We start from the raw sequence: 19,508 nt of genomic DNA on the forward strand, positions 1-19,508 counted from the left end.
CGCGATGACCGGAGAAGGCCATGGGTCACTACAAGTCCAACCTCCGCGACGTGGAGTTCAACCTCTTCGAGGTGCTCGGCCGCGAGCAGGTGTACGGCAGCGGACCGTTCGCCGACATGGACGTCGAGACCGCCAAGAACATCCTGGACGAGATCGCCCGCCTGGCCGAGAACGACCTGGCCGCCTCCTTCATCGACGCCGACCGCAACCCGCCGGTCTTCGACCCGGAGACCAGCACCGCCCCGGTCCCGGCCACGTTCCGCAAGAGCTACCAGACCTTCATGGACGCCGAGTGGTGGCGCCTGGGCATCCCGGAGGAGATCGGCGGCTCCCCCACCCCGCGCTCCCTGCTCTGGGCCTACGCCGAGCTGGTGCTGGGCTCCAACCCCGCCATCTGGATGTACTCCTCCGGCCCGGCCTTCGCCGGCGTCGTCTTCGAGGAGGGCACCGAGGAGCAGAAGAAGGTCGCCCAGCTCATGGTCGACCGCCAGTGGGGCGCCACCATGGTCCTCACCGAGCCGGACGCCGGCTCCGACGTGGGCGCCGGCCGCACCAAGGCGGTGAAGCAGGAGGACGGCTCCTGGCACATCGAGGGCGTCAAGCGCTTCATCACCTCGGGCGAGCACGACATGTCCGAGAACATCGTCCACCTGGTGCTGGCCCGCCCCGAGGGCGGCAAGCCGGGCACCAAGGGCCTCGGCCTGTACATCGTGCCGAAGTTCGACTTCGACTGGGAGACCGGCGAGCTCGGCGAGCGCAACGGCGTCTACGCCACCAACGTCGAGCACAAGATGGGCCTCAAGGCCTCCAACACCTGCGAGATGACCTTCGGCGCCAAGCACCCGGCCCGGGGCTGGCTGCTCGGCGAGTCCGTCGACGGCATCCGCCAGATGTTCAAGATCATCGAGTTCGCCCGGATGATGGTCGGCACGAAGGCCATCGCCACCCTCTCCACCGGCTACCTCAACGCGCTCGAGTACGCCAAGGAGCGCGTGCAGGGCCCGGACCTGGCCAACTTCATGGACAAGACCGCGCCCCGGGTCACCATCACCCACCACCCGGACGTGCGCCGCTCGCTCATGACCCAGAAGGCCTACGCCGAGGGCATGCGCGCGCTGGTCCTGTTCACCGCCTCCGTCCAGGACGACATCGAGGCCGCCCGCCTGCGCGGCGAGACCGCCGAGGCCGCCGAGCGCCTGAACGACCTGCTCCTGCCGATCGTCAAGGGCTACGGCTCCGAGAAGTCCTACGAGCAGCTCGCCCAGTCGCTGCAGACCTTCGGCGGCTCCGGCTACCTGCAGGAGTACCCGGTCGAGCAGTACATCCGGGACGCCAAGATCGACACCCTCTACGAGGGCACCACCGCCATCCAGGGCCAGGACTTCTTCTTCCGGAAGATCGTCAAGGACGGCGGCCAGGCCCTCACCGCGCTCTCCGAGCAGATCCAGAAGTTCCTCGCCGGCGGCGAGGGCGGCGAGGAGCTGGCCGCCGAGCGCGAGTTCCTGGCCAAGGCGTCCGGCGACCTGGAGGCGATCGTCGGCAAGATGCTCGCCGACCTCTCCTCGGTCGAGCAGGACGTGAAGAACATGTACAAGGTGGGCCTCAACACCACCCGCCTGCTGCTCGCCTCCGGCGACGTCGTCATCGGCTGGCTGCTGCTCCGCCAGGCCGCCGTGGCCCTGGCCAAGCTGCCGAACGCCACCGGCAAGGACGTCGCCTTCTACCAGGGCAAGGTCGCCGCGGCCCGCTTCTTCGCCCGCAACGTCCTCCCCACCCTCACCCCGCAGCGCCTGATCGCCGAGAACATCGACAACGAGATCATGGAGCTCGCGGAGGAGGCCTTCTGATCTGACCGGCGCACCCTCACACCGAGGGGGTCCCCGGGGCACCGCCCCGGGGACCCCCTCGGCGCGTTCCGGGGCGCGTTCCGGGGCGGCGGCCGCGCCCGCCCGGTAGGCCCGGAACCGGGCGGAACGCCCCGGCACGCCCGGGCGCCGCGGCCCTCCCGGCGTGTCCCGGGGGGCGGGCCGCGGAGGACCGGCGCCTATGCTCGGGGCGGGGCGCAGCGGCAGGAACCGGCCACGGACGGGGATCCGGCGCCCCGGCCAGCGGCTCCGCCGCACCGCCCCGCCCGCCTTCCCTCCGACCCGGGAGCAGCATGCCGACCGCCGACGGCACGGTCCTCTTCGACCGCAGCCACACCGACGACCTGATCTCCTACCTCTCCGCGAGCCCGTCCCCGTACCACGCCGTGGCGTCCGCGGCCGCCCGCCTGGAGAAGGCCGGATTCCGGCAGGTGGCCGAGACGGAGGCGTGGGACGGGCGGCCCGGCGGCCGGTACGTGGTGCGCGGCGGCGCGCTGATCGCCTGGTACGTGCCCGAGGGCGCCGGCCCGGAGACCCCCTTCCGCATCGTCGGCGCCCACACCGACTCCCCCAACCTGCGAGTCAAGCCGCGCCCCGACACCGGCGCCGAGGGCTGGCGGCAGGTCGCCGTGGAGATCTACGGCGGCGTCCCGCTCAACACCTGGCTGGATCGCGACCTCGGCCTCTCCGGCCGCCTCGCGCTGCGCGACGGATCGACCGCGCTGGTCCAGCTCGACGAGCCCCTGCTGCGGGTGCCGCAGCTCGCCATCCACCTGGACCGCCAGGTCAACGACGGCATGAAACTCGACCGGCAGCGCCACCTCACCCCCGTCTGGGGCATCGGCCCCGTCGACGAGGGCGCCCTGGTGGAGTACGTGGCGGGCCGTGCCGGGATCCCCGCCGGTGAGGTCACCGGCTGGGACCTCATGGTCCACGACGTGCAGCCGCCGTCCTACCTGGGCCGCGACCGGGAGCTGCTGGCCGCGCCGCGCCTGGACAACCTGCTCTCCGTGCACGCCGGCACCGCCGCCCTCGCCGCCGTGGCGGCCGCCGGGGGCGGCTCCACCGTCTCCGTGCTCGCCGCCTTCGACCACGAGGAGACCGGCAGCGAGTCCGACACCGGCGCGCAGGGGCCGCTGCTGGGCAACGTCCTGGAGCGGTCGGTGTTCGCCCGGGGCGGTTCGCCGGAGGACCGGGCGCGCTCCCTGGCCGGAACCGTGTGCCTTTCCTCCGACATGGGGCACGCCGTGCACCCCAACTACGGCGAGCGGCACGACCCGGACCACCACCCGCTGCCCAACGGCGGCCCGATCCTCAAGGTCAACGTCAACCAGCGGTACTCCACCGACGCCGTGGGCCGGGCGGTCTTCACCGCCGCCTGCGAGCGGGCCGGGGTGCCGTGGCAGAGCTTCGTCTCGAACAACGCCATGCCGTGCGGCACCACCATCGGCCCCATCACCGCCGCCCGGCTCGGCATCACCACCGTGGACTGCGGCGTCGCGGCGCTCTCCATGCACTCCGCACGCGAACTGTGCGGGGCCGACGACCCGTTCCTGCTGGCCGCGGCGCTGCGGGGCTTCCTGGAGCGGTGACCGGCCCCCCGGAGGGGAGTTGAGGCACCGTCCGGTGCGGAATGACGGCGCCGCAGCCGGGTAGCCGCGTCTCGACGGCCCGTTGCGACGGGGAGTCCCGACCCCCTTGGAGGAACCCATCATGGGCCTCGGCGGATGCGTGATCCTGATAGCCCTCGGCGCGATCCTGACCTTCGCGACCGACTGGCACCTCAGCGGGGTGAACCTCGACGTGGTCGGGGTCATCCTCATGGTGGTGGGCCTGCTCGGCCTGGTCACCTTCAGCAGCGTGCTGCGGCGGCCGCGGCGCCGGGTCGGCGTCGGTGTCGGCGCCCCCGCCGAGGAGGTCGTCGAGGAGCGCCGCTACTACGAGGACCCGCGGATCTGACCGCGGCTCCTCCCCCGGCCGCAGGGCCGCTCCGGGGAGGCGGGGTGACGGCGCATCGGGTGGCGCCGGGCCGCCCGGCCCCCCGGAGGACAGGGCGGCCGCCGCGGTGCGGTTCCGCGGCGGCCGCCGGCCGCGCGCCCGTGCCGGCACCGGGGTCCGCCCCCGGTGCCGGCACGGGCCGGGCTCAGCCCTCGGCGCCCGGGTCGTCCATGCCCGCCAGCACCAGCGGCAGGCGGACGGCGCCGCCCGGCACCAGCTTCACCGGCACGCCCCAGTCCTGCTGGTGGACGTGGCACGCCGGGTACTCGACCGCGGGGTCGTCGTCGCAGGACGCGGCCATCGCCGAGACGTGCAGCACCCCCTCCGACGGGCCGTCGGACGCCAGCACCACCTCGCGGGAGAGCGCGGAGTCCGCGCCCTCGCCCGACACCAGCAGCTCCGGCGGGGTCGCGCTCACCAGCAGCCGCGTCGACGGGCCGTAGCGCTCGTCCAGCTTCTGGCCGGCCGGGGCGGAGAACACCACGTCGATCCGGAACGCGCCGGGCGCCACCTCGGTCGCCGGCCGCTGCGTGCGGTGCGCGGCGCCCTCCACGCGGACCGCCTCCTCGGGCAGCCGCAGCCGGGTCAGCCGGTGCCGGGCGGACTCCACCACCACGATGTCGTCCCCGGCCAGCACGGCCCCGGACGGCTCGCGCAGGTCGGTGGCGAGCGTGGTCACCTCGCCGGTGGCGGGGTCGAAGCGGCGCAGCGCGTGGTTGTAGGTGTCGCTCACGGCGACCGATCCGTCGGGCAGGACGGTCACGCCCAGCGGGTGCTGGAGCAGCGCCTGACCGGCCGCGCCGTCGCGGTGGCCGAAGTCGAACAGCCCGGTGCCGACCGCCGTGTGCACGGTGAGGCCCTCCGCCTCCACCCAGCGGACCGCGGAGGTCTCCGAGTCGGCCACCCACAGGCGGGAGCCGTCGGCGGAGGCGGCGAGCCCGGACGGCTGGGCGAACCACGCCTCGGCCGCCGGCCCGTCGACCAGGCCCTCGTTGGTGGTACCGGCCGCCACGGCGACGGTGCCGTCCGCCGGGTCGTACGCCCACAGCTGGTGCACGCCGGCCATGGCGATCCACACCCGTCCCGCGAACCAGGCGACGTCCCACGGCGAGGAGAGGTCCACCTCGCGGGCCGGGCCGGCGGCGGGCGAGCCCTGCCACCACTGCCGACCGGTGCCGGCCAGCGTGGTGACCTCCCCGTCGGCGAGGCGCACGCCGCGCAGCGCGTGGTTGACGGTGTCGGCGACGACCAGGTCGACGCCGAGCGCGGCGGCCGCGTCCGGCGGGAGCAGCGTCAGGCCCTGCGGCTCGCTGAACCGGGCCCGGTCGGCGGGGCCGTCCGCCAGGCCGCGCTCCCCGTCGCCGATGCGGCGCACCACGGTCTCGCCGTCGGCGGCCAGCTCCACCAGGGAGTGGTGGCCGGAGTCGGCGACCAGGTAGCCGCCGCCCTCCAGCCGCACGGTCTTGCCGGGGAACCGCAGGTCCCCGGCCTCCGGCTCCGGCGGCACGTACGGGCCGTCGCCGCGGCGCAGCGTGCCCTTGGCGCCGTGCTCGGCCTCCAGCTCCTCCACCAGCTTCCCGATGGCGTGGGCGTGGCCCTCGCCGGCGTGCTGGGCGACGACGTACCCCTCGGGGTCGATGACGACCAGGGTCGGCCAGGCGCGGACGGCGTACTGCTTCCAGGTGGCCAGCTCCGGGTCGTCCAGCACGGGGTGGTGGACCTCGTAGCGGGCGACGGCGTCGACCACGGCCTGGTGGTCCGCCTCGTGGACGAACTTGGGGGAGTGGACGCCGACGATCACGACGGTGTCGCGGTGGCGCTCCTCCAGTTCGCGGAGCTCGTCCAGGACGTGCAGGCAGTTGATGCAGCAGAACGTCCAAAAATCGGCGATCACGATCTTGCCGCGGAGGTCCGCGAGGGTGAGGTCCTTGCCGCCGGTGTTCAGCCAGCCGCCTGCGCCGACCAGCTCGGGGGCGCGTACACGTGCACGAGAAGCCATGACCCCATACAACAGCATCCGGCCGGAGCGGCATTCCGGCGGGCGCACGTGCTCCCCGCCGTGCCCGGACGCGGTCCGGGACGGACGCGGGGGCAGGCGGGTGCCGTCCTCCCGCAGGCCGGTGCCGGCCGGTGCCGGGCGGGTCGGAACGGCGGGGCCGGGGAAGGCGTCCATGCTGGTGGGACCGCCCGCGCGGGCGGGTCCGGCGGTAGGCCGAGGCGGAGGAGTGCGGGATGAAGTACCTGGTGCGGGAGCGGATCTTCGGGATCGGCGACGACTTCTGGGTGGAGACCGAGAACGGCGAGAAGGCCTTCCTGGTGGACGGGAAGGCGCTGCGGCTGCGGGAGACCTTCGAGCTGAAGGACCCGTCGGGCCTGGTGGTCGCGGTGATCCGCAAGAAGGTGCTGAGCGTCCGCGACGCCATGAAGGTGGAGGACGCGAACGGGGAGACCACCGCCACGGTGCGGAAGAAGATGTTCACGCCGTTCCACGACAAGTACCGGGTGGAGCTGGCCGACGGCGCCGAGTGGGAGGTGCACGGCGACTTCCTCGACAAGGAGTACGACATCGAGGCGGACGGCGGCCGGGTGGCGCGGATCTCCCGGAAGTGGTTCCGCGTCCGGGACACCTACGCCGTCGACGTGGCGGCGGGCTCGGACGCGGCGCTGGTGCTGGCGGTGGCGGTCTGCGTGGACCGGCTGTCGGCGGCGGAGCACGGCGAGGGCGACGACGACTGAACTGCGAGGGCTGAACTGCGAGGGCTGAACCGCGACGGCTGAGCGGCGACGGCTGAGCGGCGTGCGGCCGCCCGCGTCCGGGGGCGTGCGCGGCCCCCGCACCCCCCCGGCGCGGGGGGCGGTGCGGGGGCCGCGGGCCCGGTGGGCCGGGCGGTCCCGGCCTGCTCGGCGGTCCCGGCCGGTCGGCGGGCTCAGCCCGCGCGGCGGGCGAGCGCCTCGACGAGGGCCGTGCCGTCGATCGTGCCGAGGCCGCTGGCGAGGTCGTAGCCCCTGGCGGCGGTGTAGCCCTTCACCCCGGCGAAGCTGTTGTTGCCCCTGACCACGTCGACCAGGCCGCTGCGGCGGGCGGAGCCCCGGGCCATGGCGTACAGGTCGTCGTTGATCGGGCCGAGGCGGTGGCCGGCCTTCTGGGCGGCGAGGGCGACGATCCCGGCGAAGATCGGGGTGGCCCCGCTGGTGCCGCCGGTGATGCTCCAGCCCTTCTGGGCGGGCAGGTACGAGGAGTAGACCCAGGAGCCGCCGTTGACGGCCGCGCTCAGGGCGACGTCCGGGGTGCCGCGGCGGGAGCCGACCGCGGAGGCCACGCCGCGCTGGAAGGCCGGGCGGGCGAAGACGCCGGAGACGCCGCCGCCGCCGGCGCCGTAGCCGTCGTTCCAGACCCTGTCGGACGCCGTGCGCCGGCCGGAGTCGTCGAGGGTGAGCTGGGTGCCGCCGACGGAGGTGACCAGCGGGTCGGTGGAGGGCCAGGAGTTCACCCGGTACGGGTAGAGGGTGGTGCCGTCCAGCTTGTGGTCGGTGGCGCCGGCGTCGCCGGAGGCGGAGACCACGGTGACGTGGCGGGCGGCGGCCTCCTTGAAGGCGTACCGGAGGTTCAGCAGGGCGGAGTGGTCGCCCTTGGCGAAGCCGGGGAAGGTGTTCTCGGTGGCGCCGAAGCTCTGCGAGATGACGTCGCCGACGCCGCGCCGGATCAGGCTCCTCTCGGCGTCCATCATCTCGGGGAAGCCGGTGACGCCCTCGGTCTCGGCGACGGCGGTCTCCACGAGGACGATCCGGGCGCCGGGGGCGATGGCGTGGGCGTACTGGACGTCGAGGTTGGTCTCGCCGGCCCAGCCGACGTGGTCGGCGTTCTTCGGGTCGAACTTCGGCACCCTGCCCCACTTGACGACCTGCACCCTGGTGCTGGGCAGGCCGAAGGTGCGGGAGAAGACGTCCAGGTCGTGCTGGACGGTGGGGGAGCCGAAGGAGTCGACGATGACGATGGTGCGGCCCCTGCCGGTGATGCCGGAGCGGTAGAGCGGGTCCAGGTGGTAGGCCTTGCGGTACTGCAGCGGCGAGTAGCAGCGCAGGCGGTACTTCTTCAGGCACTCCGTGGTGGAGGTCGGGTCGCCCGCCGTGCGGAGCAGCCGGTGCCCGGCGGAGGCGGGGCGCGCGACGGCGCCTGCCGCGGCCGGGGCGGCAGCGGCGGCCCCGGTGGTGGTGGCGCCGGTGCCGGCGGCGGCGAGGACTGCGGCGGCCGCCGCCGCGAGGGCGGCGACCGTCCGGGTGGTGCGGCGGGCAGGCGGCTGGTGGCCCATGGTGCTCCTTTGGCAGGGACGCCCGGTCGGCGGTCCTTGTCGGCAGGTCTGGGACGATCAGATCCGATCAGCGAGCGTCACCTAATGGTGTTTATGTTCTTTTTAACCACACAACTCGAACAGAGGCGCGCACACAGGGTGAATCGGACGCCGTCCGGGTGAGCAGGCGGGCCGGAGGGCCGCAGCACGCCCGGGAGGCCCGCGGACGGACCGCGGCGGCGCGCCGGGCCCGGGACGCGCCGGCCCCGGGGAGGCGCCGGACCCGGGGAGGCGCCGGGCTCAGCGGCGCACCGGGACCGGGACGCCCAGCAGGCGGTCGCGCAGCACCGGGAAGTCCGTGCGGGCCCCGGCCACGGCGGCCGGGTCGAACTCCACCGTGAGGACCTCCTCGCCGGTGCCGGCCTCCGCCAGCACCTCGCCCCACGGGTCGACCACCAGCGAGCGCCCCGCCTGCTCGACCCCGCCGTGGGTGCCCGCGGTGTTGCAGGCCAGCACGTACGCCTGCTCCTCCACGGCGCGGGCGCGGGCCAGCAGCGTCCAGTGCGCGGCGCGGCGCGCCGGCCAGGCGGCGGGGACGACGAGGATCTCGGCGCCCGCGTCCAGCAGGGCCCGGAACAGCTCCGGGAAGCGCAGGTCGTAGCAGGTGGCCAGGCCCAGGGTGCCGTACGGCGTGGGCGCGGCGACCACCTCCCGCCCCGCGCCCATGGCGACCGCCTCGCCGCTGTCGAAGCCGAAGCGGTGGATCTTGCGGTAGGTGTGGCGCAGCTCCCCCGCCGGGTCGAAGAGCAGCGAGGTGTTGTAGATCGGGCCGTCGGGGTCGCGCTCGACGACGGAGCCCGCGTGCAGCCACACCCCGGCGTCGCGGGCGGCGGCGGACATGGCGTCCGCGGTGGGGCCGTCCAGCGGCTCGGCCCCGGCGGACCAGGCGTCGTAGGCGAAGCCGCCGAGCGGCCAGAGCTCCGGCAGGACGACCAGGTCGTCGCCCGCCCGCCCCCGCACCAGGGCGGCGGCGCGGGCCCGCCGCTCGTCCGGGGGCTCGGCCTCGGAGACGGCGAGCTGGATCAGGGAAGCGCGCACGGTACCACCGTCCACTCCAGAGTCCTACGATCATCACTCGAAAGCGCTGACCCGGTGACAGGGGGAAGCGTAACGTGCCGGTAGTACGCGCGCCCCGGGCGAAGCCGGCGCCGGGCCCGGCGCGCGGACGCAGCGGAGCGATCGAGGGGTCGAGAAGAGACGTGGCCGACAACCAGACCGTCCAGGCGTACACCGACGCGTGGACCCACGCCATCGAGTCGGTCTCCGAACTGGTGGCGCCGCTCCCCGAGGGCCAGTGGAACCGGGCCACCGAGTGCCCCGGCTGGTCGGTGCGGGACGTCGTCTCGCACGTCATCGCCATGGAGTGCGAACTCCTCGGCGACCCCCGGCCCATCCACCCGCTGCCCCGCGACCTGCGCCACGTGACCAGCGAGTTCACCCGCTACTGCGAGGTGCCGGTGGACAAGCGGCGCTGCCACACCGCGCCGGAGATGACGGCGGAGCTGGAGTACACGGTCATCCGGCGCTCCCGGGCGCTGCGCAACGCCAAGCACGGGCCGGACGACGAGGTCCGCCTGCCGCTGGGCCCCTTCAGCCGCCAGGTGCCGTACCGCGAGCTGCTGCGCCACCGGGCGTTCGACGTGTGGGTCCACGAGCAGGACCTGCGGCGGGCGCTGGGGCAGCCCGGCCACCTGGGCTCCCCCGGTGCGCTGGTCGCCAGCGACCTGCTGGTGGAGGGGCTGCCCAAGGTGGTCGCGCGGCGGGCGGGGGCGCCGGCCGGCTCCACCGTGGCGGTGGAGGTGCACGGCGCGGTGGAGTTCGCGTGCGCGGTGCGGGTGGACGCCGGGGGCCGCGGCGTCCTGGAGGAGCAGGTCCCGCCCGCGCCGACGGTCCGGCTGACCACCGACTGGGAGACCTACGCCCGGCTGGCCTGCGGGCGGATCCGGCCCGGGACCGCACCGGTCAAGGTGGAGGGCGACGAGGAGCTGGGGCGGCGGATCCTGGAGCACTTCTCCGTCACCCCCTGATCCGCGCGCCCCGGTCGGCGCGCCCCGGTCGGCGCGCGCCCCGGTCCGCACGCCCCGGTCCGCACGCCCCGGTCGGCGCACCCTCTGGTCCGCACACGCCCCGGTCCGCACGCGACCTGACGGGGCGCCGGGCGGGGGCCCGTCAGCGCCGCCGCGACGCCGGGACCCCGGCGGCCACCGGCGGCGCTGCGGCCCGCTCGGCCTCACGGCGCGCCGCCGCCGGCCGCAGCCGGACGACCATGGCCAGCCCCAGCAGCATCGGCGCGTACAGCCAGCAGAACGCCCAGCGGTAGGAGCCGGCGGTGTACGCGCCGCCGGGGCCGGCCGCCGCGTCCAGCAGCACCCCGATGCCCAGCAGGGTGACCGCCGTGGCCACGAAGCCGCCGACGTTGACGATGCCGGAGGCCGTCCCCAGCCGCTCCGGCGGGTTGGCCGGCCGGGCGTAGTCGAAGCCGACCAGGGACGCCGCGCCGTTGCTGCCCATGAAGGCGATCAGCACGACGAGCAGCCACATCGGCGGCCGCCCCCCGGGCCAGGCGAGCACGGCGGCCCACAGGGCGCCGGTGCCGAGCACCACGGCGAGCACGATCGGGGTGCGGGCCCCCGGGCGGCGGGAGACGAGCTGCCCGAAGAGCAGGCCGCAGACCATGCTGCTGACGACCAGCAGGGTGAGCAGCCCGGCGGCGGTGGAGCGCGGCAGCCGCTGGCCCTCCACCAGGTACGGCATCCCCCACAGCAGGCCGAAGACGTTGCCGGGGAACTGCGTGGTGAAGTGCACCCACATGCCCAGCCGGGTGCCGGGCTCCCGCCAGGCCGCGCGGATCTGCGGCAGGACCGGCACCCGCACCCGGGGGGCGCGGCGCGCCAGGGGGTCGGCGGCGGTCCGGGGGCGGCCGCGCAGGCGGCGCGGCTGACCGGGGGCGTCCCGGAGGAGGGTCGCCACCAGGGCCAGGACCACGAGGCCGAGCAGGGCGGTGGAGGTGAAGGTGGCGGTCCAGCCGCGACTGTGCAGCACCCGGGAGAGGACGGCCGTGGAGACCAGGTTGCCGCTCAGGCCCACCATGCCGGTGATCTGGGCGACCATCGGGTTGCGGCGCGCGGGGAACCAGCGGGCGGCCAGCCGCAGCACGCTGACGAAGGTCATCGCGTCGCCGCAGCCCAGCACCGCCCGGCAGACCAGCGCCGGGGCGAAGGCGGAGCTCCAGGCGAAGCCGAGCTGGCCGGCCGTCAGCAGCACCACGCCGAAGGTGAGGACCCGCCGGGGGCCCAGCCGGTCGACCAGCAGGCCGACGGGTATCTGCATGGCCGCGTAGACCAGCACCTGCAGGATGGAGAAGGCGGACAGCGCGGAGGCGCCCACCCCGAAGCGGTCGGCCGCGTCGAGGCCGGCCACGCCCAGGCTGGTGCGGTGCACGACGGCGAGCGCGTAGACGCAGGCGCCGATCCCCCAGGCCAGCCAGGCGGCGCGGCCGCCGGGCGGCCCCCCGTCCGGCGCGGCCCCCGGGGGCGCGGGCGGGGAGGCGGACCGGGGCGGCGCCAGGGGCGCGGCCGTGGACGGCGCCGGCCGCGCGGCCGGGCGGGGAGCCGTGTGGGGGGACGACGGCTGCGGGGCGGGGTCCGCCGGTGCGGACGCCTCGGCGGGACCGGGCACGCTCGCGGTCACGGTGGTGGGCTCCTTCGTCGGGGCGGGCACGGGTCCGGGGGCGGCCCCGGGGCGGCGGGTCGGGCCGGGGGCCGCCGGGGAGGCGTCAGGGGGCTTCGGGGGAGTCCGGTCCGCGGAGCAGGGTGCCGATCCGTCCGATGTGGACGCCCACCAGCCGCTCGGCCCCGTCGGCGTCGCCCTCGCGCAGGGCGCGGAGGATGCCGGCGTGGTCGGAGATGTTGAGCCGCACCCGCTCCGGCCGGACGTGCATCACCTGCACGCCCATCCGCAGCTGGCGGTCGCGCAGCCGGTCGTAGAGCTGCTCCAGGATGCGGTTCCCGGCGGCGGCGACCACGGCGTGGTGGAAGGCGCGGTCGGCCGCGGCGGCCCCCTCCAGGTCGCCGGCGTCCACGCAGGCCTCCTGTTCGGCGAGGAGCGCGGCGAGGCGGTCCAGCAGCCCCGGGGAGGCGGGCAGCACCCGGCGGACCGCGTGCCGCTCGACGAGGAGGCGGGTCTCCACCACGTCGGCGATCTCCTCCGCCGACACCGGCAGGACGAGCGCGCCCTTCTTGGGGTACAGGCGCAGCAGCCCCTCCGCCTCCAGCCGCAGCAGGGCCTCGCGGACGGGGGTACGGGAGACGCCGACCGCCTCGGCGATCTCCCCCTCCACCAGCAGGGTGCCGCCGGGGAAGGTGCGGTCGAGGACGGAGCGCTTGACGTGGCGGTAGACGCGGTCGGCCGCGGGCGGGGTCCTGGCAGGCATGATGCATCCATCATAGATGCAACAGCGGACCCGGGGTCAGCCCCGCAGCACCCAGCGCACGGTGCGGGTCATCCGGCGGGCGCGGAACCCCTCGTCGCGGACCATGGCGGTGGTGTCCGTGACGGTCGCGGCGACCGCCGCCGCCCGGCCGCGCGGCAGCCGCAGCGCCGCCGTGTCCAGCCGGGTGCCGTCGCCCGGGGCCGGCCGCACCGGGCGGCCGTCCACCGTCCAGAGGACCCGCAGGCGGCGCCCGCCCGCCAGCGGGACCGGCCGCACGGCCAGGACGGGCCGCCCGGCCACCGCCCCGGCGGCGGGGCTCACCCCGTCGAGCAGGTCGACCCGGCGGTAGATCCCCTCGACGACCGCCTCCTGCGACGGCGGGTTGTACAGGCCGCCGAGGGTGCGCATCACCGAGTCCGGGGTCGGCCGGTACAGGCCGTTGGCGCCCGCGTACGCCCCCACCGTGCTGCCGTCCGGTGCCGTGGCGCCCAGCCACCGCCACCACTTGGCGCGGTGGCGGAGCATGGCGTCCGCGCCCTCGGCGGACAGGTTGGGGTAGCCGGCGTCGGCGGGGGCCGCGTCGTACTCGTCGCCCAGGTCGCCGAGGGTGTGGCCCATCTCGTGCTGGATGATGCGGCCCGCGTCCGGGCTGCCGCCCGCCAGCGTGGTCACGCCGCTGCCGCCCGCGCCCCCGTAGCGGGCGGAGTTGGCCACCGCGATCACGAAGCGGGGACCGTGCCGCGGCCCGGCCAGCCGCTCGGCCGCCTGCTCGTCCACGCAGAGCAGCCGGGCGGTGCCGTCGCACCAGAAGTGCATCCCCAGCGGGGTCGGCAGACCGCGGCGGGGCGACCGCTGCTCGCGGATGCCGGAGACGGGTGAGGTGATCTCGACCCGCCTTATGTTGAAGAAGTGCTGGTAGGTGCGGAACGGCTCGATCTGCAGGAGCGCCCGCCAGGCCCGGTCGGACTCGGTGCGGAAGAGCGCCGCCTCCGCCGCGGTGAAGCCGTCACCCAGCAGCACGAGGGTGATCCGGTTGCGGGGGTCGCCGCTGCGCATGACCTCGGCGCCGGCGGCCGGGGCCGGCCCGGCGCGCCCGGGGCCGGCCGGGTCGGGCGGGGGGACCAGCCGGCCCGCGTCCGCGGCGGAGAGCGCCGGTCCGCGGTCCGCACCGGGGGCCCGCACCGGGGCCGAACCGGCGCCCAGCACGGGGGACGCCACGCACGCGGCCAGCACCAGGGCGGCGGGGACGCGGCGGCGGCGGGCCGCGCGGCGGAGTACCGCGGTGCGGCTGCGTGCTGCGCTGCGGGGCATGGCCGGGTCCTCGCTGCCGGGTGGTCGACCTGCGAAGACGTACCCGGGGCGGTGCGGGGCGGCCCGCGCGGTCCGGGAAGGTCACCGGATGGGAGCAAGGCGCAGCGGGCGGGACGCCGGGGCCGGGCACCGGGCCGGACAGGGGTCGGGCGCGGCCCGGGGCACCCGGCGGGACACCGCCCGGGACACCGTCCGGGGCACCCGGCGGGGCCGCGCACGGGCAGGGCCCCCGCCGCGGCTGCGGCGGGGGCCCTGCGGGCGGTGCTGCGGCGGGTCAGCCCCAGCTGATGAGGCGCTTGGGGCGCTCCAGGACCGCGGCGGTGTCGGCCAGGACCCTCGAGCCGAGCTCGCCGTCGACCAGCCGGTGGTCGAAGGAGAGGGCCAGCGTGGTGACCTGGCGCGGGACGACCTTGCCCTTGTGCACCCACGGCATCTCCCGGACCTGCCCGAAGGCGAGGATGGCGGCCTCGCCGGGGTTGAGGATCGGGGTGCCGGTGTCGACGCCGAAGACGCCGACGTTGGTGATGGTGACCGTGCCGCCCTGCATGTCAGCGGGCGCCGTGCGGCCCTCGCGGGCGGTCTCCACCAGCGCCTGGAGGGCGGTGGCGAGCTCCGGGAGGGTCTTGGAGCCGGCGTCCTTGATGTTGGGCACGATCAGGCCGCGCGGGGTGGCGGCGGCGATGCCCAGGTTCACGCTGCCCTTGTAGACGATCTCCTGGTTGGGCTCGTCCCAGGCCGCGTTGACCTCCGGGTGGCGGCGGACCGCCGTGAGCAGCGCCTTGGCGACCAGCAGCAGCGGGGAGACCCGCACGCCCTGGCCCAGTTCGCCGGACTCCTTCAGCTCCCGCACCAGCCGCATCGTGCGGGTCACGTCGACCTGCACGAACTCGGTGACGTGCGGGGCGCTGAACGCCGAGGCCACCATCGCCTGGGCGGTGGCCCGGCGGACGCCCTTGACCGGGACCCGGCGGTCGCCGGCCGCACCGGCCTCCGCCGGTGCCTCCGCCGCCACGGCCCCGGCGGGGGCGGCCGCGGGGGCGGCGGGCCGCGTCGGGGCGGACGCGGCCGCCACGGCGGCGTGGACGTCGTCGCGGGTGACGGTGCCGTTCGGGCCGGAGGGGACCACGGCGCGGAGGTCCACGCCCAGGTCCTTGGCCAGCTTGCGCACCGGGGGCTTGGCCAGCGGACGCGGCCCGGCCTGGACCGGCGCGGCCTGCACCGGCGCGGCGGGCGCCGGGGCCGGCTGGACCGGCGCGGCCTGCACCGGCGCGGCGGGCGCCGGGGCCGGCTGGACCGGCACGGCCGGGGCGGCCGGCGCGACCTGGACCGGCGCGGCCTGCACCGGCGCGGCCGCGGCCTTGCGGGGGCGGCGGCGGGCGGCGGCGGTGCGCGGGCCGTAGCCGACCAGCACCTCGCGCCGCTCGGGCTCGGCCTCCGCCTGGGCCTCGGCCGGTCCTGCGGGCGCGGCGGCCGGCGCCGGGGCCTGCGGGGCCGGGGCGGCGCCCTCCGTGGCGACCGCGATGATCGCGGTGCCCACGTCGACGGTCGTGCCCTCCTCGAAGAAGAGCTGCTGCACCACGCCGTCGTAGGGGATGGGCAGCTCGACCGCGGCCTTGGCGGTCTCGACCTCGCAGACGACCTGGCCGTCGGTGACGGTGTCGCCCGGCTGGACGTACCACTTGAGGATCTCGGCCTCGGTGAGCCCCTCGCCCACGTCGGGCATCCGGAACTCACGGACCTGCTGCTGCACGTCGGTGGCGGTCATCGGTTCTCCTCCCCCGTTCAGAAGGCCAGGGAGCGGTCGACGGCGTCGAGCACCCGGTCCAGGTCCGGCAGGAAGGTCTCCTCGACGCGCGACGGCGGGTACGGCGCGAAGTAGCCGCCCACCCGCAGCACCGGGGCCTCCAGCGCGTAGAAGCAGCGCTCGGTGATCCGGGCGGCGAGCTCGGCGCCCATGCCCATGAAGACCGGCGCCTCGTGGACGACCACGGCGCGGCCGGTGCGCTGCACCGAGGCGGTGACGGTGTCGAAGTCGAGCGGGGAGAGCGAGCGCAGGTCCACGACCTCCAGGCTGCGGCCGTCCTCCTCGGCCGCCGCGGCGGCGTCCAGGCAGACCTTGACCATCGGGCCGTAGGCGATGAGCGTCGCGTCGCGGCCCTCGCGGGCCACCCGGGCGTCGTGGAGGCGCGAGGGCGCCCCGGCGGCGTTCGGGTCGAGCTCGGCCTTGTCCCAGTAGCGCCGCTTGGGCTCCAGGAAGATCACCGGGTCGTCGCACCGCACGGCCTGCCGCAGCATCCAGTAGGCGTCGACCGGGTTGGAGGGGGTGACGACCTTCAGGCCCGCGGTGTGGGCGAAGTACGCCTCGTGGGACTCGCTGTGGTGCTCGACCGCGCCGATGCCGCCCGCGTACGGGATGCGGACGGTGACCGGCAGCTTGACGTGGCCGAGCGCACGGGCGTGCATCTTGGCCAGCTGCGAGACGATCTGGTCGAACGCCGGGTAGACGAAGCCGTCGAACTGGATCTCCACCACGGGCCGGTAGCCGCGCAGCGCGAGGCCGATCGCGGTGCCGACGATGCCGGACTCCGCGAGCGGGGTGTCGATCACCCGGTCCTCGCCGAAGTCCTTGTGCAGGCCGTCGGTGACCCGGAAGACGCCGCCGAGCCTGCCGACGTCCTCACCCATGACGAGGGTCTTCGGGTCGGCCTCCAGCTCCTTGCGCAGCGCCTCGTTGAGTGCCTTGACCATCGTGAAGCTGCTCATCAGCGGACCTCCCCGCCCTCGAAGGACGCCGCGTACGCCTCGTACTGCGCCCGCTCCTCGTCGACCAGCGCGTGGCCGTCGGCGTAGACGTGCTCGAAGATGGCGGCGGGGGACGGGTCCGGCATGGTCCGGACGCCCTCGCGCACCCGGCGGGCGAGCTGCTCGCTCTCCGCCTCGACGGAGTCGAGGAACTCCTGGTCGGCCCAGCCCTCGCGGACCAGGTGGGCCCGGAGCCGCTCGATGGGGTCCTTGAGCTTCCAGGCCTCCAGCTCCTCCGACATCCGGTAGCGGCTGGGGTCGTCGGAGGTGGTGTGGGCGCCCATGCGGTAGGTGAAGGCCTCCACCAGGACGGGCCCGTTGCCGCTGCGCGCGTGGTCCAGCGCCCACCGGGTCACCGCGAGGCACGCGAGGACGTCGTTGCCGTCGACCCGCACGCCGGGGAAGCCGAAGCCGGAGGCGCGGCGGTAGATCGGCACGCGGCTCTGCTTCTCGGTGGGCTCGGAGATGGCCCACTGGTTGTTCTGGCAGAAGAAGACGACCGGCGCGTTGTAGACCGAGGCGAAGGTGAAGGCCTCGTTGACGTCGCCCTGGCTGGAGGCGCCGTCGCCGAAGTACGCGATGACCGCGTCGTCGGCGCCGTCCTTGGTGATGCCCATCGCGTAGCCGGTCGCGTGGAGCGTCTGCGAGCCGATCACGATGGTGTAGAGGTGGAAGTTCTTCTCGTTGGGGTCCCAGCCGCCGTGGTTCACGCCGCGGAACATGCCGAGCAGGTTGAGCGGGTCGACGCCCTTGCACCAGGCGACGCCGTGCTCGCGGTAGGTGGGGAAGGCGTAGTCGCCGGGCCGCATGGCGCGGCCGGAGCCGACCTGTGCGGCCTCCTGGCCGAGGAGGGACGCCCACAGGCCCAGCTCGCCCTGCCGCTGCAGGGCGGTGGCCTCGCCGTCGAAGCGGCGGACCAGCACCAGGTCGCGGTAGATCGCGCGCAGCTCCTCCGGGGTGGTCTCCAGGGAGAAGTCGGGGTGCTCGACCCGCTCGCCCTCGGGGGTCAGCAGCTGGACCAGCTCGGGCTGCGGCGGCGGCGCGACGCTGCCGGCGCGGGAGGGTACCCGCTTCCTGCGGGTGCCGGAGGCCTTCTTGGGCACTCCCGCCGTGCTGTCGACGGTCACGTTCACTCCTCGGTCTGTCCGGCCCCCGGGGTCGCCGGCAGCCGGTCCGACATCCTCCCGTGCGGCCGCCTCCTTCGGCGGGCCTCCTCGCGGGGTCCGCGCGGGGTGTGCGTGGACGTGCGAAGCGGGCGGCGGTCTGCGGTACCGCGGACGACCCGCAGAGAACGTTACCCAGCGGACGCCCTCGGCGCGCCTGCGCTTGGACGTCCTAGTTGTTCCCTCGGTGCGGCGGCCCCGGGAGTCCCCTCCCGCGGCGCCCGCCGGTACACGTGCGCACGGTATCCGGGACAGCCCGGTCGGCGTAAGGGGTACGGGGAGGAAGTTCGGCGGCTCCGGCCGGGCGCGGGGCGCCCCGCCACCCCAAGTTATGTACATGACACAATAGGGGCGCCCGCACCGGCCCGCCCCGGCGGCGAGCGGGACCCGCCCGGGAAAGGACCTGACGCTCCATCAGTACGTCAAGCCACACCTGCCACACGGACCACGGCAGTACCATCGGTTGCGTGATCAACGGTCAGCACGTTGACCGCCCCGTCCGGACCCGCCGCCTCCCCCGCCCCTCCCGGCCCGACCCGGGCCCGGACGCGGAGACGGCGGCCCCGGACGCCGCAGGCGCCGCCGCGGCCCTGCTCGCGCACCACGGCGCCGGCGAGCCCCTGGAGGTCTCCCCCGTGGCCGAGGGCCTGCTCAACCACGGGTACCGGGTCACGGCCACGACCGGCCGCTACTTCCTCAAGTGCTACGTCGACCCCGCCACCGCCACCCCCGGGGCGATCGCCGCCCAGCACCGCGCCACCGCCGCCCTGCACGCCCTCGGCCTGCCCACCGCGCCGCCCCTCGCCGCCCCGGGCGGCCGCACCTTCCACACCGTCGCCGGACGCCGCTACGCCCTCTTCCCCTGGGTCGAGGGCGGCCACCGCGCCGGGCACGAGCTCGACCGGGAGCAGTGCGCCGCCCTGGGCTCCCTGCTGGGCGCCGTCCACCTCGCGCTCGCCGGCATCCACCCGCCGGTGCGGCAGCCCGCGGAGCAGCCGACCGCCGACCCGGCCCGCACCGAGGAGCTGATCGAGGAGCTGCTCGCCCGCACCGCGCGCCGCCCCCGCGACGGCATGGACGAACTGGCCCGGCAGCGGCTGCTGGAGCGCCGCGCCCTGCTCGGCGCGTACGCCCACCGCCGCCCGCGGCCCGGGGACGCCCCGCCGACCGGCTGGGTGCACGGCGACTTCCACCCGCTGAACCTCCTCTACCGGGGCACGGAGCCGGCCGCGATCCTCGACTGGGACCGGCTCGGGCTGCGGCCCCGGGCCGAGGAGGCGGTGCGCGGGGCGACCCTCTTCTTCCACCACCCGCGGACGGGGGCGCTGGACCTGGGCCGGGTCCGGAGGTTCTCCCGCGCCTACCGGGAGACGGGGGCCGCGGACGCCGCGCAGATGGCGGCGGCGGTGCACCGGGTGTGGTGGGAGCGGCTCAACGACTTCTGGATGCTGGAGTGGCGCTACCTGCGCGGCGACCGGCGGACGGACCCGCTCTTCCCGGCGGCCGCGGCGCAGATCGTCCAATGGTGCGAGGAGTACGAGCAGGTGATGGACGCGTACACCAACTGACGGCACCCGCCGGGCGGCGG

The 19,508-nt window shown here is 75.6% G+C and carries 15 protein-coding genes; 6 read left to right on the forward strand and 9 right to left on the reverse strand.

Going from position 1 to position 19,508, the window contains the following annotated elements; translation table 11 throughout:
- Positions 1 to 20: 20 nt before the first annotated feature.
- The 3 genes from LO771_RS06910 (at position 21) to LO771_RS06920 (ending at position 3,824) form a co-directional block, all read left to right on the forward strand.
- Positions 21 to 1,847: an acyl-CoA dehydrogenase gene (locus tag LO771_RS06910; protein WP_230649101.1), complete on the forward strand. Its 1,827-nt coding sequence runs from the start codon at positions 21 to 23 to the stop codon at positions 1,845 to 1,847.
- A 311-nt stretch (positions 1,848 to 2,158) separates the two neighbouring features.
- The gene (locus LO771_RS06915) at positions 2,159 to 3,457 is read left to right on the forward strand and encodes a M18 family aminopeptidase (protein ID WP_230649102.1); all 1,299 of its coding nucleotides are present in this window, start codon (positions 2,159 to 2,161) and stop codon (positions 3,455 to 3,457) included.
- A gap of 121 nt (positions 3,458 to 3,578) precedes the next feature.
- A complete protein-coding gene (locus LO771_RS06920; protein ID WP_230649446.1) occupies positions 3,579 to 3,824 on the forward strand; it encodes a DUF6458 family protein in 246 nt (81 codons plus the stop codon).
- Between the two features lie 184 nt (positions 3,825 to 4,008).
- Here LO771_RS06920 and LO771_RS06925 read toward each other — a convergent pair whose 3' ends face one another.
- Complete coding sequence (locus LO771_RS06925) at positions 4,009 to 5,862, reverse strand: NHL domain-containing thioredoxin family protein (protein ID WP_230649103.1); 1,854 nt, start codon at positions 5,860 to 5,862, stop codon at positions 4,009 to 4,011.
- A gap of 233 nt (positions 5,863 to 6,095) precedes the next feature.
- Here LO771_RS06925 and LO771_RS06930 point away from each other — a divergent pair, with 233 nt between their 5' ends.
- Positions 6,096 to 6,599 carry an LURP-one-related/scramblase family protein gene (locus LO771_RS06930; RefSeq protein ID WP_230649104.1) on the forward strand — a complete coding sequence of 168 codons (504 nt, stop codon included), beginning with the start codon at positions 6,096 to 6,098 and terminating at the stop codon, positions 6,597 to 6,599.
- Positions 6,600 to 6,790: 191 nt separating this feature from the next.
- Here the strand turns inward: LO771_RS06930 and LO771_RS06935 are convergent, their stop codons facing one another.
- On the reverse strand, positions 6,791 to 8,173 hold the full coding sequence (locus tag LO771_RS06935) for a S8 family serine peptidase (protein ID WP_230649105.1): 1,383 nt from the start codon (positions 8,171 to 8,173) through the stop codon (positions 6,791 to 6,793).
- 279 nt (positions 8,174 to 8,452) lie between these two features.
- Entirely contained in the window at positions 8,453 to 9,250 is a 798-nt protein-coding gene (locus tag LO771_RS06940) for a carbon-nitrogen family hydrolase (RefSeq protein WP_230649106.1), read from the reverse strand.
- A gap of 161 nt (positions 9,251 to 9,411) precedes the next feature.
- Here LO771_RS06940 and LO771_RS06945 point away from each other — a divergent pair, with 161 nt between their 5' ends.
- A complete protein-coding gene (locus LO771_RS06945) occupies positions 9,412 to 10,239 on the forward strand; it encodes a maleylpyruvate isomerase family mycothiol-dependent enzyme (protein ID WP_230649107.1) in 828 nt (275 codons plus the stop codon).
- 142 nt (positions 10,240 to 10,381) lie between these two features.
- Here the strand turns inward: LO771_RS06945 and LO771_RS06950 are convergent, their stop codons facing one another.
- The 6 genes from LO771_RS06950 to pdhA form a co-directional block, all read right to left on the reverse strand.
- A complete protein-coding gene (locus tag LO771_RS06950) occupies positions 10,382 to 11,779 on the reverse strand; it encodes a nitrate/nitrite transporter (RefSeq protein ID WP_230649448.1) in 1,398 nt (465 codons plus the stop codon).
- Between the two features lie 208 nt (positions 11,780 to 11,987).
- Entirely contained in the window at positions 11,988 to 12,644 is a 657-nt protein-coding gene (locus tag LO771_RS06955; protein WP_230649108.1) for a GntR family transcriptional regulator, read from the reverse strand.
- Between the two features lie 36 nt (positions 12,645 to 12,680).
- Positions 12,681 to 13,955 (reverse strand): M64 family metallopeptidase, encoded by a 1,275-nt coding sequence (locus tag LO771_RS06960; protein WP_230649109.1) that lies wholly within the window; start codon positions 13,953 to 13,955, stop codon positions 12,681 to 12,683.
- Positions 13,956 to 14,229: 274 nt separating this feature from the next.
- A complete protein-coding gene (locus tag LO771_RS06965) occupies positions 14,230 to 15,720 on the reverse strand; it encodes a dihydrolipoamide acetyltransferase family protein (protein ID WP_230649110.1) in 1,491 nt (496 codons plus the stop codon).
- Positions 15,721 to 15,737: 17 nt separating this feature from the next.
- Positions 15,738 to 16,718, reverse strand: a complete 981-nt coding sequence (locus LO771_RS06970) for an alpha-ketoacid dehydrogenase subunit beta (protein WP_230649111.1) — start codon at positions 16,716 to 16,718, stop codon at positions 15,738 to 15,740.
- Positions 16,718 to 17,890: a pyruvate dehydrogenase (acetyl-transferring) E1 component subunit alpha gene (gene pdhA / locus LO771_RS06975; protein WP_374228087.1), complete on the reverse strand. Its 1,173-nt coding sequence runs from the start codon at positions 17,888 to 17,890 to the stop codon at positions 16,718 to 16,720. Before pdhA ends, LO771_RS06970 begins: the two co-directional genes overlap by 1 nt.
- 497 nt (positions 17,891 to 18,387) lie before the next feature.
- Here pdhA and LO771_RS06980 point away from each other — a divergent pair, with 497 nt between their 5' ends.
- The gene (locus tag LO771_RS06980; RefSeq protein WP_374228088.1) at positions 18,388 to 19,488 is read left to right on the forward strand and encodes a phosphotransferase; all 1,101 of its coding nucleotides are present in this window, start codon (positions 18,388 to 18,390) and stop codon (positions 19,486 to 19,488) included.
- The last annotated feature ends 20 nt before the right edge of the window (positions 19,489 to 19,508 follow it).

It is taken from the genome of Streptacidiphilus sp. ASG 303, assembly GCF_020991365.1.
In the GTDB taxonomy this organism is placed as follows: Bacteria; Actinomycetota; Actinomycetes; order Streptomycetales; family Streptomycetaceae; genus Peterkaempfera.

Excerpts from the sequence above, each read along its gene's own strand:
- LO771_RS06960 (WP_230649109.1), bottom strand. The coding sequence starts at position 13,955 with ATGCCCCGCAGCGCAGCACGCAGCCGCACCGCGGTACTCCGCCGCGCG.
- LO771_RS06970 (WP_230649111.1), bottom strand. The coding sequence starts at position 16,718 with ATGAGCAGCTTCACGATGGTCAAGGCACTCAACGAGGCGCTGCGCAAG.
- LO771_RS06930 (WP_230649104.1), top strand. The coding sequence starts at position 6,096 with ATGAAGTACCTGGTGCGGGAGCGGATCTTCGGGATCGGCGACGACTTC.
- LO771_RS06935 (WP_230649105.1), bottom strand. The coding sequence starts at position 8,173 with ATGGGCCACCAGCCGCCTGCCCGCCGCACCACCCGGACGGTCGCCGCC.
- LO771_RS06910 (WP_230649101.1), top strand. The coding sequence starts at position 21 with ATGGGTCACTACAAGTCCAACCTCCGCGACGTGGAGTTCAACCTCTTC.
- LO771_RS06915 (WP_230649102.1), top strand. The coding sequence starts at position 2,159 with ATGCCGACCGCCGACGGCACGGTCCTCTTCGACCGCAGCCACACCGAC.
- LO771_RS06955 (WP_230649108.1), bottom strand. The coding sequence starts at position 12,644 with ATGCCTGCCAGGACCCCGCCCGCGGCCGACCGCGTCTACCGCCACGTC.
- LO771_RS06920 (WP_230649446.1), top strand. The coding sequence starts at position 3,579 with ATGGGCCTCGGCGGATGCGTGATCCTGATAGCCCTCGGCGCGATCCTG.
- LO771_RS06965 (WP_230649110.1), bottom strand. The coding sequence starts at position 15,720 with ATGACCGCCACCGACGTGCAGCAGCAGGTCCGTGAGTTCCGGATGCCC.
- LO771_RS06925 (WP_230649103.1), bottom strand. The coding sequence starts at position 5,862 with ATGGCTTCTCGTGCACGTGTACGCGCCCCCGAGCTGGTCGGCGCAGGC.